Source organism: Bacteroides sp. 1001302B_160321_D4 (assembly GCF_015667765.1).
Taxonomy (GTDB): domain Bacteria; phylum Bacteroidota; class Bacteroidia; order Bacteroidales; family Bacteroidaceae; genus Bacteroides; species Bacteroides xylanisolvens.
Genome location: NZ_JADPLO010000019.1, coordinates 70,820 through 87,208 on the forward strand (window position 1 = coordinate 70,820; position 16,389 = coordinate 87,208).

Consider the following 16,389-nt stretch of genomic DNA (forward strand, 5'->3'; position numbering starts at 1 on the left):
GAGAAAATGAAACAGGCTTATCGCTATCTATCCATTCTATTCATGCTCTTTTTCGTAGTCGATACGATGAGAGCGGATGGGGGCGATGTATTGGAACGGATAGTTCGGCTTCCCAAGTCAAAAGGCACTGTTTATTCATTATTAGGTAATGTCTCCCGACAGTCGGGATATATGTTTATTTATGACAGTAAAGTCATTGATAATGATGCTGTCGTGAAGATAAAGGGAGGAGAACGATCTATTCGCCAAGCAGTGTATGATATAGTAGGAGATACCGGTTTGGAGTTTCAAGTGATTGGTACTCATATTCTGATTACTCTCCCTTCGGAGAAAAAGATTCATATACAACAGGATTCCATTCCGAAGCAGCCTATGAATTTTTCTATTACCGGCACTTTGCTGGATAAGGAGACGGGTGTGCCCATCTCTTCAGCTACTGTTGGAGTAAGGGGGGCATCTATCGGCAGCATAACAAATCAGAATGGAGATTTTAAATTGTCCTTACCCGATTCTTTAAAAAACGATTCGATTACTTTTTCTCATATAGGTTATCTTTCACAAGATATAGAGTTTGCTTTGTTGATTGGACGGCACAATATACTTAGTCTCGAACCTAAAGTGGTTCCTTTGCAGGAAGTAGTGATTCGTCGAAGTGAACCAAAGAAACTTTTGCGGGAAATGATTGAACGGAGGGAACAGAACTATTCGCATACTCCCGTGTATCTGACTACCTTTTATCGTGAAGGAGTTCAGTTGAAAAACAAATTTCAAAACTTGTCGGAAGCAGTGTTCAAGGTTTATAAGACATCCTCACATTCAGCAGTGCCAGATCAAGTGAAGCTGTTGAAAATGAGTCGGCTAAGTAATGTGGAAGCGAAAGATAGCTTATTGGTAAAAGTAAAGTCGGGTATTCAGGCTTGTATCCAGATGGATATCATAAAAGATATGCCCGAATTCCTGACTCCCAGTATCGAGAATAGCATTTATACCTATACTTCGGAGGGCGTGACATTTTTAGAAGATCGGTTTGTAAATGTGGTGCATTTTGAACAGAAAAAAGGAATCAGTGAACCTCTTTTTTGCGGAGAACTATTCCTTGATTCTGAAACGAGCGCCTTATTGCAAGCCCGTCTGGAAGTTCATCCTGTATATGTGAAAAATGCGGCGGGTATGTTCGTCGAAAGGCGCGCACGCAACATACGCATGATTCCTCAAAAAGTGGTATATACCATTTCTTATAAACCGTGGCAAGGAACTTATTACATACATCATATCCGGGGCGATCTTCATTTCAAAGTGAAACGTACAAAAATGCTGTTTGGCAGTCGCGATCTTCATATCTGGTTTGAGATGATTACTTGCAAGGTGGAAACCGGACAGGTAGTCGCGTTTCCCCGTACAGAAAGATTGCCTACCCGTACGATCTTCTCCGACACATATTTCAAATACGATGAGAACTTTTGGAAAGACTTCAATGTGATCCCATTGGAAGAAGAAATCAGCAAACTAATAGAAAAAATCTCTTTGAAGATAGAAGAAATAGGAGATTGATTTGTTTTGCCATTCAACAGGATTGCTGTACCTTTGCACCCGGTTTAAAAGATTGTATGTTATGGAATTACCGAAAGATCCGATGATGTTGTTCAGCGTCATCAATATGAAGTTGCGCGACTGCTATTCTTCACTTGACGAACTTTGTGAAGATATGAATGTGAACAAGGATGAATTAGTGAATCAGTTGAAAGCCGCAGGTTTTGAATATAGTGCGGAACACAATAAGTTCTGGTAATTATCTCCTTGTTTACAGCTTATAAATAGAGTATTTCTACTAAAAACATAGTGACGCTATCCGGCAAAGATAGTGACGGTATGAGACAACGATACCGTCACTATCCCTAGCATATACCGTCACTATAATTTTCTACCTTCATCAAAACGTCATTAGGAATCATGTGTTTATTCCTATCGTATATACCGACAATGATTTCCGCCAGTTCTCCCTTTCTTGTTAATAAAAGCAAAATACCAAATCCCATATTTAACTTCGTCAGTCTTCTGCGTTCTAACTAATAAAGTTCAGAAAAAGAATTGATGATAAACGAGAATAAAATTCGTGAAGCTTGTGCCTCGAATCGCGAACGGGGATTCAAGATGCTGATGGACTCTTTTCAGGTGCCGATATATAATTATATCCGTCGACTGGTTGTATCTCATGAAGATGCGGAAGATGTGCTTCAGGAAGTCTTTATCCGGGTATTCCGGCATATCGATCAGTTTCGCGAAGAAAGTTCATTGTCAACCTGGATTTACCGGATTGCGACGAATGAGAGTTTACGTTTGCTCAACGGACGTAAAGATGAAGGAGTTGTTTCTGCGGAAGATGTTCAGGAAGAGTTGATGGGCAAGTTGAAGGCTTCCGATTACATTGATTATGAGAATGAGTTGGCAGTAAAGTTTCAGGAAGCTATTTTAAGTCTGCCGGAAAAGCAACGGCTGGTATTCAACTTGCGTTATTACGATGAACTTGAATATGAAGAGATTGCCCGTGTACTGGATAGTAAAGTGGATACACTAAAAGTGAATTACCACTATGCGAAAGAGAAGATAAAGGAATATATATTAAACAGATAGAACGATGAAAAAGGATTTTGATTTTGATGATATTGGAAAACGGACACCTTACCGTACCCCCGATGGATTCTTCGAGGACGTGCAACGAAAGGTGATGGAACGTGCCGGAGTGAAGCAACAGCGGAAGTCTCATACGAAGCTGATTATTTCTACGGTGATTACCATAGCAGCCGTATGGGTCGGATTTCTGTTTGTTCCGTCTTTGCGACAGGCAGATGAGGTGACAACATCTTCTTCGAAAGTATTAGCCAATGGTACGGAACCGGTAGATAAATGGATTAAAGAACTATCAGATGAGGAGTTGGAAGAGCTCGTCAGCTTCTCTGAAAATGATATATTTTTGAATTAAGTAACTCAATTAATTATTTTAAACGTGAAGATTATGAAGACTAAATTTATTTATGTAATTTTGGCCGTTCTCCTGATGGGAAGCCAGATGACTTTGTCTGCACAGAATACGGATAACAAACAAAAAAAACAGCGTCCTACACCGGAACAAATGGTGCAGATGCAGACTAAACAAATAGTAAATACGTTGATGTTGGATGATGCAACGGCAGCTAAATTTACTCCGGTATACGAGAAGTATCTGAAAGAATTGCGTGAATGTCGTATGATGACTCATAAGGCGAGAACAGAGAAAACTAAAGCACAAGGCACAGACGCTAATGCTAAGAAAGAACGTCCGTCCATGACTGACGACGAGATTGCAACCATGTTGCGGAACCAGTTTACTCAAAGTCGTAAAATGCTGGATATTCGTGAAAAGTATTACAATGAATTCAGCAAGATACTTTCGCAGAAGCAGATTCTGAAGATTTATCAGCAGGAAAAGATGAATGCTAATAAATTCAGAAAGGAATTTGACCGCAGAAAAGGTCAGAAACCGGGACAGGGACACCACCAGGGACAAAAAACTCGTGCTCCGCGTCAAGCCCCGAAATAAAGATTAGGTTTATTTTATTATAGTTTTATTTTACTAAATCAACACAATTTGAACATAGGCAGCCATATTTATTCTTTTCAGTACCGTTTGATTACTTGTTATGTCTTGTTACTGATTAGTTTGACTGTTTTTGCTCAGTCCGGCAAAGAGCGTTTTTCCGGTCGTGTGATTGATACTGAAACCAATCAGCCGGTACCGTTTGCTACGGTCCGGCTTTTGGCTTTACCGGATAGTACCTTACTGGCGGGTGGGGCAACAGATGCACAAGGCAAATTTCAGTTAGCCGTCGTTATTCCTAAAAGTAAATCCATTCTGTTACATATTTCTTATATCGGATATACCCCTGTTTTTCGGACTATATCAGCTTCAACAGATAACAAAACACCGATTTTAGGCGATATTTCTTTGACTCCGGAGAGCATTTCATTAACAGAAACCGTTGTTGTGGGACAAGCACCGATGGTTGTGACCGAAGGAGATACTACTGTCTTTAATGCTTCGGCCTATCGTACTCCTGAAGGCTCTATGCTGGAAGAATTGGTGAAACAACTTCCCGGCGGCGAAATAGACGAGGATGGCAAACTGTTGATTCATGGAAAGGAAGTGAAAAAGATTCTGGTGGATGGGAAGGAGTTCTTTTCCGACGACCCGAAGGCAGCACTTAAAAATCTCCCTGTAGAGATGGTAGAGAAACTGAAAGCTTACGAACGCCAGTCCGATCTTGCCCGTCTTACTGGTATTGATGATGGCGAAGAGGAAATGATTCTTGACCTGTCGGTCAAGAAAAATATGAAACGGGGCTGGATGGAGAATTTCATGGGCGGATATGGAAGCAAAGACCGTTATGAACTAGCTAATACTTTAAATCGTTTCCGGAGTAACTCTCAATTGACGGTTATCGGGAATCTGAATAATACAAACAATCAGGGATTTTCGGAGATGCAAGGAGAATCTGCCAGTTCCTCCGGTAATCTTCGCACTCAAAAAGGACTGACCACTTCCCGTTCTTTGGGAGTGAACGTCACTTATGACTGGCAGCGTGTCAAACTCCGATCGAACATTCAATATGTGGGAACAGACCGGTTGGAGGATAGTCGTACTACAGTCGATAATTATCTTCGTAAAGACAAATCTATTACTGAAAGTACCGGACACAATCGCCAGGGAAATGATAATCTCGTAGCAAATGCTTTTTTAGAATGGAAAATGGACTCCGTTACAACATTGATTTTCCGTCCTCAATATCGTACGGCTGTTAATGACAGAGGTAGTAGTGGCTTTCAGCAAGGGTGGGGCAATGACGTATTGTTGAATGAAAGGAAATCATCCGGAACCACTCATAGCTCTTCTTATAACATGACCATGATGCTTCAGCTTAGCCGGAAACTTAGCCGGATGGGAAGAAACATCGCTTTGAAGGTTGATTATGGAACAAATGCTTCTTCAACCGATAGAACGAATCTTTCTACTACGCATTACTTTAAGAATAACACGAAGAATGTTAAGAATCAGAGGATTGAAGATAAGGTGGACGGCTATAACTACCGACTGCAACTGGTGTACGTGGAACCCTTGCCCTGGCTTCATTTTCTTCAGTTTCGTTACAGTTATCAGCATCGGATTAACAATTCCGACCGGTTTGTTTATAACTGGGATAAGAAGGCGGAAGAATTTGCTCCTGATTATGACGAAGACGCAAGTAACTGTTTTGAGAATCAGTACAGCAATCACCTGTTTAATCTTGCTATCCGCACTTCCCGGAAGAAATACAACTATAATATAGGTGCTGACTTTGAACCCCAAAAGTCTGTCAGCCATTCTCTTTTAGAGAAAAAAGAATCGTTGGAAGAACCATTGGAAAAATCAGTCTTTAATGTTTCTCCTACCGTCAATTTCCGCTATAAGTTCTCCAAGCGTACCCGTTTGCAGATTGTATATCGGGGGAAAAGTCGCCAGCCCAATATACGCGATCTTCAACCGATAACAGACCGCACCAATCCGTTAAATATCAGGGTTGGTAATCCTTCATTGAAACCTTCCTATACGAATACGTTTACGCTGAACTTTAATTCATATAATGCCAAGCATCAACGGAATATGGTTGCTTCTGTTTTGGCGGAGAACACTATTAATAGTGTTACCAATCAGGTGACTTATGACAGTGAATCTGGTGTGCGGACCACTACTCCCCTTAATATGAACGGAAACTGGCGTATTATGGGGTCTTTTTCTCTTAATACTCCTTTTAAGAACCGGAATTGGAGGTTTCGTACTTATTCATATTTGCAATGCAGAAATCAGAACGGATATAGCACAATAAACAAAGAAGCTCCTGTGAAAAGCACAGTGAAACATTTGACAGCCCGCCAACGCCTGCAATTAACTTACCGGACAAAAAAAATGGAAATCAGTGCCCGTGCGGAGTTACTTTATAATAATTCCCATAATAATGTAAAAGAGACACGTACGGAGACTTATGATTATCGTTTTGGAACAGAAATGCAGTATTATTTTCCGTGGAACATAGAACTGTTCAGTGATCTTACATGTTTTCAACGTTCCGGTTATGGTTATAGTGGTTATGCCCGCGAAAACCTGATGTGGAACTGTCAGTTGTCGAAAGCTTTTCTGAAGCGGAAACAATTACTTCTCCGCTTCAAAATATACGATATTCTCCGTCAGGACGTTTCAATGATACGCACAATTACTGCTACTGCCATTCGCGACACAGACTATAATGCACTGGGTTCATACTTTATGGTACACGCTATACTTCGTCTGAATATGATGGGACGATAATTAAAGATTAAATTTTCGTCTGCTTGAAACCACAATAGAGTTTTGATTGTTGTTGTGTCGTACGTAAACAATGAAAACTTTGTCGAATGTTTGATTTCTTTGGTAAATTGAAGGATAAGGGTCGTTGGCGAATCTTTAAATTGAAGTTAATTGATGCACGACTTTACTTTGTCAGTATCTTCGTAGGATTACTGACGGGACTCGTTGCCGTGCCTTATCATTACCTATTACAGTTCTTCTTTAATCTCCGCCATGATTTTTTTGATTCTCATCCCAAGTGGTATTGGTATATCCCTCTTTTCCTGTTGATGTGGGGAATACTTGTATTTGTATCCTGGCTGGTGAAGAAAATGCCGCTTATTACCGGCGGGGGGATTCCGCAAACACGTGGGGTTATTAATGGGAGGGTTGATTATAAGCATCCTTTTCTGGAATTGGTTGCGAAGTTTGTGGGTGGGATACTTGCATTAAGTACCGGATTGTCTTTGGGGCGTGAAGGACCTTCCGTACAGATAGGTTCGTATGTCGGATATTTGGTATCAAAATGGGGGAGGGTGCTTAGTGGCGAACGGAAACAATTATTGTCTGCCGGTGCAGGTGCCGGATTGGCGGCTGCTTTTGCTGCCCCATTAGCTTCCTCATTGTTGGTTATCGAATCTATCGAGCGGTTTGATGCACCTAAAACAGCCATTACCACGCTTTTGGCAGGAGTCGTGGCAGGCGGGGTTGCCAGTTGGATTTTTCCCATCAATCCTTATTTTCATATAGATGCCATTGTGCCTGGAATGACTTTTTGGGGGCAGGTGAAACTGTTTCTTTTGTTGGCGGCAGTAGTTTCTGTTTTTGGAAAATTCTTTTCTGTCACTACTCTTCAGATGAAACGTATTTATCCCGCTATTAAGCATCCTGAATACGTGAAGATGCTGTATTTGCTTTTTATCGCTTTTCTGATTTCTATGGCCGAGTTTAATCTGACGGGAGGAGGAGAACAGTTCTTGCTATCACAGGCCATGCATCCGGATACACATATTCTTTGGATTGTCGGCATGATGTTGCTGCATTTCGTTTTTAGTACCTTTTCTTTTTCTTCGGGTTTACCGGGAGGAAGTTTTATCCCTACACTGGTGACAGGAGGACTTTTGGGGCAAATAGTGGGATTGATTATGGTTCAACAGGGTGTGATTGCTTATGAGAATATCAGTTATATCATGTTGATTTGTATGTCGGCATTTCTTGTAGCAGTCATTCGTACACCTCTGACGGCTATTGTCTTAATAACCGAGATTACGGGACATTTGGAAGTCTTTTATCCTTCTATAGTTGTAGGTGGATTAACCTATTACTTTACGGAAATGCTTCAGATAAAACCGTTCAATGTAATTTTATATGATGATATGATTCATTCACCTGCCTTTAAGGAAGAGCCCCGTTATACATTGTCTGTAGAAGTAATGAGCGGGTCTTATTTAGATGGCAAGATTGTGGATGAACTTCGTTTACCGGAACGTTGCATAATTATAAATGTGCATCGTGACCGTAAGAATTGGCCTCCCAAAGGACAGAAACTAATGCCTGGAGATCAGGTCCAAATAGAGATGGACTCACAGGATATAGAGAAACTGTATGAACCTTTAGTGAGTATGGCGAATATTTATTGAGTATAGGTGTTGGCAGTATAAATTTAGAACAGTCTAAAAAAGAATGAAACGGTGCAGAAATGAACGAAAGTTTTTCCTACCATAAAGTTGAAAAACATAAAAACATCTGCCACCTGCAACGAAACGCGTGTAATGCACTAGTTAATAGATAGTTGTAACGTTGCAGATACCTGCGGCAGATAGGTTGCAGATAAAGTATCTGCAACACGTTATATAATCAAAGAAAAAGCCTTGATTCCTTGATGCAAAGCTATGGGATAATTGGGATCACTCTATGGAGAAATTGTGGTGTCTCTACGGGGAAACGACAGTATCCTTACGTAGAAACTCTCGTTTCCTGCCTTAGAAACTCTCGTTTCCTACCGTGGAAACTGTAATTTCTAATGCCGGAAACGACAGTTTCCCGCCTGGAAACGGGAAGTTAATGTATACAATAAACTTTTGCCCTCCTGGAGAATTGGCTTATGCAAGGCTTATACTGTATTGCAGATACTTTATCTGCAACCTATCTGCAACAGTATCTGCCACGCTCCAACTGTCTATCAACTAGTGCATTACACGCGTTTGGTTGCAGGTGGCAGATGTTTTCATATTTTTTCAACTTTATGGAGGAGGATTATGCATCAAAATTAGGGTCACAAGCGTAAGTCATAAACTAAATTCACCTCTGTGTCCTCCGTGTCCTCTGTGGTGAAAACATTATTCCATGCTCTTTAGCCATGCAATTTCTTCTTTCCATTTACTTTCATCCGGTGTTTCGAGTATCAACGGCATATTATCGAATCTCGAATCTTGCATCAATCTTTCAAAAAATGCTTTTCCGATCAATCCTTCACCAATACTATCGTGACGGTCTACATGGGTGCCCAGTGCTTTTTTTGAATCATTCAAGTGCATACCTCGAAGGTAATTGAATCCCACTTCCTTGTCAAACTCATCAAATACCTTATCGTATTCATTGACAATATCATAACCAGCCGTATAAGTATGGCAGGTGTCGAGGCAAACACCCACCCGGCTCTTGTCGTTTACCCGGTCGATGATATATTTCAGTTGCCAGAATTCGCTACCTAGATTACTTCCTTGTCCGGCAGTGTTCTCAATAACGGCTGTTACGCCTTTTGTTTTTTCTAAAGCGATATTAATGCTTTCTGCGATGAGCGACAGGCAATCCTCTATTGAAATTTTGTTGAGAGAACTGCCTGGATGGAAATTTAAAAGTTTCAATCCAAGCAGTTCGCAACGTTGCATTTCATCCAGAAAAGCGGCACGGCTTTTTTGAAGTCCCTCTTCTTCCGGGTGTCCCAGGTTGATAAGATAACTGTCATGTGGCAGGATATATTCCGGCTGAAAACCGTATTTCTCACAATTCTCTTTAAAGAGGTTGATACTTTCTTCTGTTAAAGGTTTGCTTACCCATTGACGTTGATTCTTGGTGAATAACGCAAAAGCATTTGCTCCTATTTCATGCGCATTAACGGGGGCGAACTCTACGCCCCCGGACGCGCTTACATGTGCTCCGATATATTTCATGGTTACTTCTTTATTTAATTTTACTCTGCAAATATAACGTTTTTATAGGAGTATATGTTTCTTCATCTAAAGCGGGGAGAAATTAAATCTCAAAATCCGGTAAATAGTCTGTCAGGACTTTGTTAACCTGTTTGCCTTTTACCTGGTCTGTGACTATCGTTGCACCTTCCTTTTTACCGGCATCATAGTTTAAAGAAACCTTTTCCGTTTTATTGCTTACATAGATGGCAGCTTTCCCTTTTTCTGTCAGGTTACAAGTAATAGTCCAGTCGCCTACCTGAATGGTATTACCTTTGCGAACTACCTGCATATCCGGGCGGTTCTTTCCATGCGTATCCATCACTGTCAGGAAACGGGCGGTTTTACACGGAACCGTTGTAGAAGAGAAATGCCAGTGATTAGGATATTTCAACGCTTTCCCTTGTGCGTTCGTCACATTTTTCCAGTTGGTTGGCGCACAGAAGAAAGTATCTACCATCGCTTGTTCCGTTTTTGCCGAACTGAAAAGATGGGCAACAGAAACACCTCCGGCTTTATTCTTACCAATAACTTTCACTTCATCCGTCAGTTCCTGTATTTCCATAGGCAGTTCTACGGTATGTAAAAGATAACTCCATGTGACGGCTTCTTTTCCTTCCAATTCATCATAAATCACAAAAACTCCGGTAGTTCCCAATTGGATGATATGACGGCGGAACATATCCAGCTTGTTCTCATCCCATCCTTTTTCGGGCGTATATTGCGTACCGGATAATTCGCCACGTTTCAACCATAGGGGAGAAGTCACTTTACCATAAGCATTGGAAGCGTCTCCTACCATGTAAGCGATTTTCTCTCCTTCATACCACCGTGGAATCCAGCCATATCCTTCCGTCCCGATCTTCTGCGTCATTCCATTCACCAAAATACTGTTGTGCGCACGAGTATTACGGTAAGAATACATACAATGATCGTCTGTAAAACCAGTGCGATGTCCGCTACTGTAAAAAATGGCTTTACCTCCGTAGAATGTATTGAAAGCATTTTGATTGGCTAGTGCATGGGAAGTGGAACCGTAGGAACTGGAACGGAACGACAGCATTGCATTCTTATCTATGTCTCCCAAAGAAGTATTCATCGTACCGATTCCCGTTTCATTGAATACTTTTGCCATCGGTAATTCTGCAAGAGTAGGGCCTTCTTTGGGAAGTGCTTTCTTTGTTATACAGCGATACCAGGTCAAGTCTCCGGATTTTCCGAGGAAAGTCTTTTCCATAATATCCGGTTCTTTCTGCAAAATAGTGCGTACATAAGCGGCTGCCCATGGATTGTTACATTCGCGCGCCAAGGCATCTGCATACCCGACTCGTGTACCGTTTGGCTTCAGCTTACTTTCATGTGAGTTTCCTTGCCCGGCGGATTTCGAGAATGGAGGCTGTTGATAGATGACGTAGAACGCATTGTTGTTATACCAGGGATCAGAAAAGAAATCGAATCCGCTGATACGGGAATAAAAAGCAGGAACTTCAATCAATGTGCGGAGATTGACCTGAAAATAAGAATCGCCATTGTGCCATCCTCCATCCGTGTTGAGGCCCGGCAGACGGGATACCCACTCATTGTAGCAATAATCCACCCAGGTGGAAGCCATCGGCAGTTCGCCATACGTAGCAAACGCAGCCATATTCAGGATACGGAAAGTCATTTGCCAAACATGGTTATCAGCGATACGGTTTTCTAAGTGATTGACATATTCATGATAGAATTTCTTTCCATTTTCACGAATCGTTCTTAAGAGTAGTTTCTTTTCATCCGGAGTCAGCAGGTTATACCATGCGTCATACGCGGAAGTACTCATAGACAAAATGGTGGAACGGTTGAAATCTCCCGCGAAGTACTTACTGTTCTTCCATGAAAGAATTTCGGAAAGACGCTTTATACCTTCTTTGTAGTATACCTCGTTTTTCGTTAGCAAGTAAGCACGTACCATGGCTTCGATATTCGCTTCTTCCCGGTCTACAATCTTACGACTTTCCCGAATCAGAGCGGAACGATATTGAACGATGTTTGTCAGCTTGACAACCTGGGTCGTATCAATTTCTTCTTCCAAATGTTTCAGCGGATGATTCAGACATTTATTGGCTTTCCGGATGTAAGCCTGTGCTTCCGGATTGTTTTTATTCCGTTCGATGATATTGTCCCAATCTTTGGCATCAAGCAAGATGCGGGGATGCGTCTTGGGTAATTTAGCTAACAGCTCTTGTAGAGAAGGCGGGTTGAATGTACGTATATGCTCGTCTATATAAAAATGAGAAACGGGCGACCATTCTTCTTTTCCATCCTTGTCAACGTAGGCATATTGCCAATACCATTTTCCTTTTTCAAACAGTTTGAATGGGTTGAAAAAGGCCCATTTCCTTTCAGCGGTTATCACTTCCGATTTGAATTCCGGGTCGCGTGCGATCCGGATGCGGTAAGTTACTTCCGGTTTGTAGTCTTCTTCTTCCACTCCGTCCAATACGGCACCCAAATGAGGGAATTTGTCCGGCCACATGAAACGTGGAGGATTGACAGTGATATGCTGTCCGTCTAGTGGTGAAGGCGTTTCGCGTACCTCGTGCATCAAAGTCTGTTGAGTCAGGCGCATGATTCCTTTTTGCGCATACCCGTTGGCGGATAGCAGAATGGTGAACAAGAGAAAAATAGATATTCGTTGTTTCATCATATAACTTTGCATTTTTTTATTCGTCGTTTGTTGTTCAGCGTTCAACGTTGTTTGAACAAGTCTTTCAGACGAACAGTCTTGTTATTAATCAGTGGGCGTGCCCAAAAACCGATAAAGGTGATGTATCCTACGAAAACAAGGATAAACAGCATACCTGTGCGGAGTGATGTTGCATCTGCCAGCGTACTCACAATCATCGGCCCACCGGCACCACCGACGATTGCTGAACATAGTATACCGGCGAATGAACCGTGATGCTGTGAAGCAGAGTTCAAAGCCAATGAGAATACGATGGAATACATCATGGAAATACTGAATCCGACAGCAGGGAAAGCGATCATAGCTACTTCCTTGCTTCCGAATAATGCCGATAATAATAGGATGATGGTCAGGATTCCGGAGATTTGCAGCAATCGCTTGCTGTCAATCAACTTGAGTAGAATCATACCTACGAGACAGCCGGCTGTCATCAATCCCCAGAAATAGCTCACGGCTTGCGCACCATCAGTTTGCGGATTGACTCCGTGGTATTGCTCTAGGAAGGTGCTCATAAAGATAGAAGTTCCCTGTTCCGTGCTTACGTAGCAGAAAATCCCCAGGAAAAACAACCATACATATTTCTGTTTGAACAAAGCCAGATATGAATCTTTGGACCCGCTTTTCTCATCTTCTTTCAATTCGATCTTGGGAAAGCGGGAGACACCAACGGCAATCAGCATGACTAACAACAGGATGGTAAATACCCAGTAAAGAGATACCCACGGCATTTCTCGTGGGGTGATATCGGCCAACAAGTCGATAAAGAAACCTTTCCCGGCTGTATAGGTTGCCGGGTCAAGTTCACGAATCAGATAAGTATATACCAGAGGACTTAGGAAAGAAGCGATGCCAAACATGAATTGTGCCAGTTCGGCTATAAATGCATAGTTTTCTTCTCCTCCTACAGTACGCTGGAGCGGATTCAATACAGTTTGCAACATGGCCATTCCTAATCCGATGATGAAAGAAGAAGCTAATAACATCGGATACGTATGCATACAGGCAAACAGAATGGTGCCGATGAACGGCATCAGGAAGCCACCGAATAATACCGGTTTTTCACCGAAACGGTCAATAAGTAATCCGGCAGGGATAGACATGATGGCGTATGCCAGGAAGAAAGAGGTCGGGATAAATCCCGCCATCGCCAGGTCACTTAGATTGAAGTTGTGGATAATGTCCGGAATGAGTGGTCCCAGAATATTAGTAATAAACGAAATGGTGAACCAGAACGCCATAATCAGCGCCAACATTCCTAAATTCTTTCTCATAATTTAATCAGGTTTGGAGCAGATAATTGAGTAAATACAAGTGACGCAGCTCCAATACTTCCGGCCTTGTTTCCAAGAGCGGCAGCTATGATTTGAGTATTCACAGCACAGTCGGGGATGGCATAACTACGTGCTTTTTCGCTTACTTTCTGAATGTAAAAGTCTCCTGCTTCGGAGAGTCCTCCACCAATCACAATCTTTTGCGGACTGAAGATATTGATAAAGCCTGCAATTCCGTGTCCCAAAAAGTCACAATGTTCTTCCAATGATATTTTTGCAATCGGATCCCCTTGTTTATAAAGGCGGACAATCAATTCTCCGTTAATTTCTTCATCCGGGTAGGAGATGCCTGCATCTATTATTCGTTGACTGAAGCGGCGTACCAAAGCAGAAGTGGAAGCATAGTGTTCCAGACAGCCGACAGAACCGCAAGCACACGGTTCGCCATTGGCAATGAGAGGCACGTGTCCCAGCTCCGTTCCCCGGTTGGCATAACCGTTGAACAATTTGCCGTCGATGACTACTGCACCGCCAATACCCGTTCCTACCGTCAAGAAAACAACATGAGTGGCTCCCTGACCGGCTCCGTACATTGTTTCTCCCAGTCCCATCAGATTGGCATCATTTCCCAATAAAGCTGGAAGTCCGGTTTCCGTTTCAATACGGTCTGCCAAGTGAATGTTTTCCCAGCCGTTGATATTTTCCGCACCTCCTAAAACAATACGGTTCGTACAATCCACAATGCCCGGTGTTCCGATTCCTATACCATCAATTTTGTAGTCTTTTTCCTGTGCAAAGGCTTTCACTTCATTGATAGCAGTAACCAACTGTCCGATGACAGCTTCTGCTGATACATCGGCTTTCGACGGTAACTTCCCTTGAAAGTAAAATACGCCTTCATTATCAATAAGGGCGTATTTTACTGAAGTTCCGCCAAGGTCAATTCCTATAGCGTATTCTTTCTCCATACCACGTTAATACTTAATACTTGATACTTAATACTTAAAAACTACACTCTTTCCGCCCAAATCGGTGAACTCCAAGCCCATTGTCCGTCACGTTGGCGAACGCGTACATAGTAGTAATCCGTATCCCGCTGCGGCTCTTTATCTTCCATGTAATGTTCCAGAGTGAAACAGCTTTCCGGCATGGCACGATTGAAGAGAATAGCCTCGCTCAACCAACCGATCATGAAGTGTGAACGTGAACCTTCAAGCAACTCGCCCAACGTATGTTCAAACTTCTTGCCATTGAATTCGGCAATGACCTTACCGTCTTTTGGCATTTCCACATCAAGGATTACAGCTTGCATGGCTGCTGTAGTCGTATTCGGATTCTTGCTGCTGTACATATCCAGTTCGGTTTCCTTGTCGCCAACGGATACAATACGGTTGACATGTGTGTGGAATTCTGTTTCACCTTCTTGCGGAGAAGTGAATGCTGCGCCACGGAAACAAGGAGTTACACTATGAATCTGTCCTTTGTCTATCGACAGTTTGCCCTGCCAATGTACGTATTTCTCTTCACGATTCCAACCAAAATCAACTTTAACTTTGCAACGTACCGTATCACCTTCCGGAGCAACGGGAGTCAACGGACCGCTCATACGAGCTAAAATCTGCCCGTTCTTTACAATATCTACATAGTCAATACAGCTTTCACCTGTGACATTCAGATAGATACGACGACTATTACCGCGAACTACATCACCCATGAAAGCATCGTTGAGGCGGAAGTCGATAATAATCTTATCACCGGTTGCGGCACATACATGACGGGTACGTAGAGCTTCCCAAATGGCATCGCGAGTCAGTGACGGAGCCAAAACACCGATGCGTCCGTCTCCATAGCTTCCCGGATAACCGGAATGCTGGTCGGTGGAAGCCATGATACCAAACTTATTGCCCAATTCAAGACCATATTGAATGGTTCCTTCCCATTGGCGTGGTCCCATATCATGCAAATAGGGGTAGTCTCCCTGATCGCTTTCTGCCAGACCGTGACGGGAATACATTTCTACGAATGGAGTAATATCTCCTTCGGTAAAGCATTTCCAGTTGTAACCGCGATAACCACCCTGATAACCCATGTGGTGCGGGGTAACGAATACCTTATGTCCTTTTGCTTTTTCTTTCCAGTCCTCGATTGAAGTACATTCTACAAGTGGTGCGTCCAAATCATAGTTCAACGCAACATGGTCTCCATGTTCCATGCTATGAGCTTCGTATCCTACAAAAGTCAGGAATTCACCTTCCTTGTTATACTCATTTGTCATTTTTACATACTTTTCATAACCGCCTTCACGCAAACGTTTGAAAGCTCCCGTGTGGTAATCGATCACCCATTTCAGGCGGGGATCATCTGCTCCGGGAATATCCGGCCACATAGCATGAGGAGTAACACTAACAAAATCCAATTGTCCTTTCGCTGCTTCAAAAGCATCGCGCATGTCGCCGTGTCCGTATGTGATGTTACAGTGGTTGTGTAAGTCGCCCCAATACATTTTGAGGTTGCTGGCTGATGGCATAATTTTCTTAGCCTCTTTGCTTCCTGCTGCGCAAGAACCGAGCAAGCTGCCCGAAGCTGCCAGTCCGAGGAAAGACCAGCCTGTGTTTTTTAAAAACTTTCTTCTATCCATGATATAATTGTTTTTGGTTAATCTTTATTTATATAAATGGGAATTTATCGGTTAAATGAGAATTTATCGGTTCTTACAATTATATATTTATTGGGGGTGCCCTGAAAGGGCTTAATTATATAGCGTAGGGCAACGCCCTACGAAAAAAGCACACCAGCCACAAGCCCTGA

12 protein-coding genes are annotated in these 16,389 nt (G+C 42.5%); 7 read left to right on the forward strand and 5 right to left on the reverse strand.

The genetic code is table 11. The features are described 5' to 3' along the window. Positions 1–6: 6 nt before the first annotated feature. The 7 genes from KFO40_RS09840 (at position 7) to KFO40_RS09870 (ending at position 8,034) form a co-directional block, all read left to right on the forward strand. Entirely contained in the window at positions 7–1,551 is a 1,545-nt protein-coding gene (locus tag KFO40_RS09840; protein ID WP_211146305.1) for a carboxypeptidase-like regulatory domain-containing protein, read from the forward strand. A 61-nt stretch (positions 1,552–1,612) separates the two neighbouring features. After that, on the forward strand, positions 1,613–1,789 hold the full coding sequence (locus KFO40_RS09845; protein WP_004316890.1) for a DUF4250 domain-containing protein: 177 nt from the start codon (positions 1,613–1,615) through the stop codon (positions 1,787–1,789). Positions 1,790–2,091: 302 nt separating this feature from the next. Beyond that, complete coding sequence (locus KFO40_RS09850; RefSeq protein WP_004302175.1) at positions 2,092–2,631, forward strand: RNA polymerase sigma factor; 540 nt, start codon at positions 2,092–2,094, stop codon at positions 2,629–2,631. Positions 2,632–2,635: 4 nt separating this feature from the next. Then, positions 2,636–2,980: a hypothetical protein gene (locus KFO40_RS09855; RefSeq protein WP_004316888.1), complete on the forward strand. Its 345-nt coding sequence runs from the start codon at positions 2,636–2,638 to the stop codon at positions 2,978–2,980. A gap of 33 nt (positions 2,981–3,013) precedes the next feature. Then, the gene (locus KFO40_RS09860) at positions 3,014–3,577 is read left to right on the forward strand and encodes a hypothetical protein (RefSeq protein WP_008021416.1); all 564 of its coding nucleotides are present in this window, start codon (positions 3,014–3,016) and stop codon (positions 3,575–3,577) included. A gap of 48 nt (positions 3,578–3,625) precedes the next feature. Then, complete coding sequence (locus KFO40_RS09865; RefSeq protein ID WP_211146306.1) at positions 3,626–6,376, forward strand: TonB-dependent receptor; 2,751 nt, start codon at positions 3,626–3,628, stop codon at positions 6,374–6,376. 86 nt (positions 6,377–6,462) lie between these two features. Further along, the gene (locus KFO40_RS09870; protein WP_087321821.1) at positions 6,463–8,034 is read left to right on the forward strand and encodes a ClC family H(+)/Cl(-) exchange transporter; all 1,572 of its coding nucleotides are present in this window, start codon (positions 6,463–6,465) and stop codon (positions 8,032–8,034) included. A gap of 699 nt (positions 8,035–8,733) precedes the next feature. Here KFO40_RS09870 and nfo read toward each other — a convergent pair. From nfo to KFO40_RS09895, 5 genes are all read right to left on the reverse strand, one after another. Continuing rightward, positions 8,734–9,567: a deoxyribonuclease IV gene (gene nfo, locus KFO40_RS09875; RefSeq protein ID WP_211146307.1), complete on the reverse strand. Its 834-nt coding sequence runs from the start codon at positions 9,565–9,567 to the stop codon at positions 8,734–8,736. An 82-nt stretch (positions 9,568–9,649) separates the two neighbouring features. Further along, entirely contained in the window at positions 9,650–12,271 is a 2,622-nt protein-coding gene (locus KFO40_RS09880) for a DUF4962 domain-containing protein (RefSeq protein ID WP_211146308.1), read from the reverse strand. A 41-nt stretch (positions 12,272–12,312) separates the two neighbouring features. After that, a complete protein-coding gene (locus tag KFO40_RS09885) occupies positions 12,313–13,581 on the reverse strand; it encodes a sugar MFS transporter (protein ID WP_008021428.1) in 1,269 nt (422 codons plus the stop codon). Then, the gene (locus tag KFO40_RS09890) at positions 13,578–14,549 is read right to left on the reverse strand and encodes an ROK family protein (RefSeq protein WP_008021430.1); all 972 of its coding nucleotides are present in this window, start codon (positions 14,547–14,549) and stop codon (positions 13,578–13,580) included. The genes KFO40_RS09885 and KFO40_RS09890 overlap by 4 nt, the downstream gene beginning before the upstream one ends. A 41-nt stretch (positions 14,550–14,590) precedes the next feature. Then, positions 14,591–16,219 carry a hypothetical protein gene (locus tag KFO40_RS09895; RefSeq protein ID WP_008021431.1) on the reverse strand — a complete coding sequence of 543 codons (1,629 nt, stop codon included), beginning with the start codon at positions 16,217–16,219 and terminating at the stop codon, positions 14,591–14,593. Positions 16,220–16,389: the final 170 nt, after the last annotated feature.

What these genes read in the sequence shown, in the direction of transcription:
- KFO40_RS09840 (WP_211146305.1), top strand. Translation starts at nt 7, where the DNA reads ATGAAACAGGCTTATCGCTATCTATCCATTCTATTCATGCTCTTTTTC.
- KFO40_RS09845 (WP_004316890.1), top strand. Translation starts at nt 1,613, where the DNA reads ATGGAATTACCGAAAGATCCGATGATGTTGTTCAGCGTCATCAATATG.
- KFO40_RS09850 (WP_004302175.1), top strand. Translation starts at nt 2,092, where the DNA reads ATGATAAACGAGAATAAAATTCGTGAAGCTTGTGCCTCGAATCGCGAA.
- KFO40_RS09855 (WP_004316888.1), top strand. Translation starts at nt 2,636, where the DNA reads ATGAAAAAGGATTTTGATTTTGATGATATTGGAAAACGGACACCTTAC.
- KFO40_RS09860 (WP_008021416.1), top strand. Translation starts at nt 3,014, where the DNA reads ATGAAGACTAAATTTATTTATGTAATTTTGGCCGTTCTCCTGATGGGA.
- KFO40_RS09870 (WP_087321821.1), top strand. Translation starts at nt 6,463, where the DNA reads ATGTTTGATTTCTTTGGTAAATTGAAGGATAAGGGTCGTTGGCGAATC.
- nfo (WP_211146307.1), bottom strand. Translation starts at nt 9,567, where the DNA reads ATGAAATATATCGGAGCACATGTAAGCGCGTCCGGGGGCGTAGAGTTC.
- KFO40_RS09880 (WP_211146308.1), bottom strand. Translation starts at nt 12,271, where the DNA reads ATGATGAAACAACGAATATCTATTTTTCTCTTGTTCACCATTCTGCTA.
- KFO40_RS09885 (WP_008021428.1), bottom strand. Translation starts at nt 13,581, where the DNA reads ATGAGAAAGAATTTAGGAATGTTGGCGCTGATTATGGCGTTCTGGTTC.
- KFO40_RS09890 (WP_008021430.1), bottom strand. Translation starts at nt 14,549, where the DNA reads ATGGAGAAAGAATACGCTATAGGAATTGACCTTGGCGGAACTTCAGTA.
- KFO40_RS09895 (WP_008021431.1), bottom strand. Translation starts at nt 16,219, where the DNA reads ATGGATAGAAGAAAGTTTTTAAAAAACACAGGCTGGTCTTTCCTCGGA.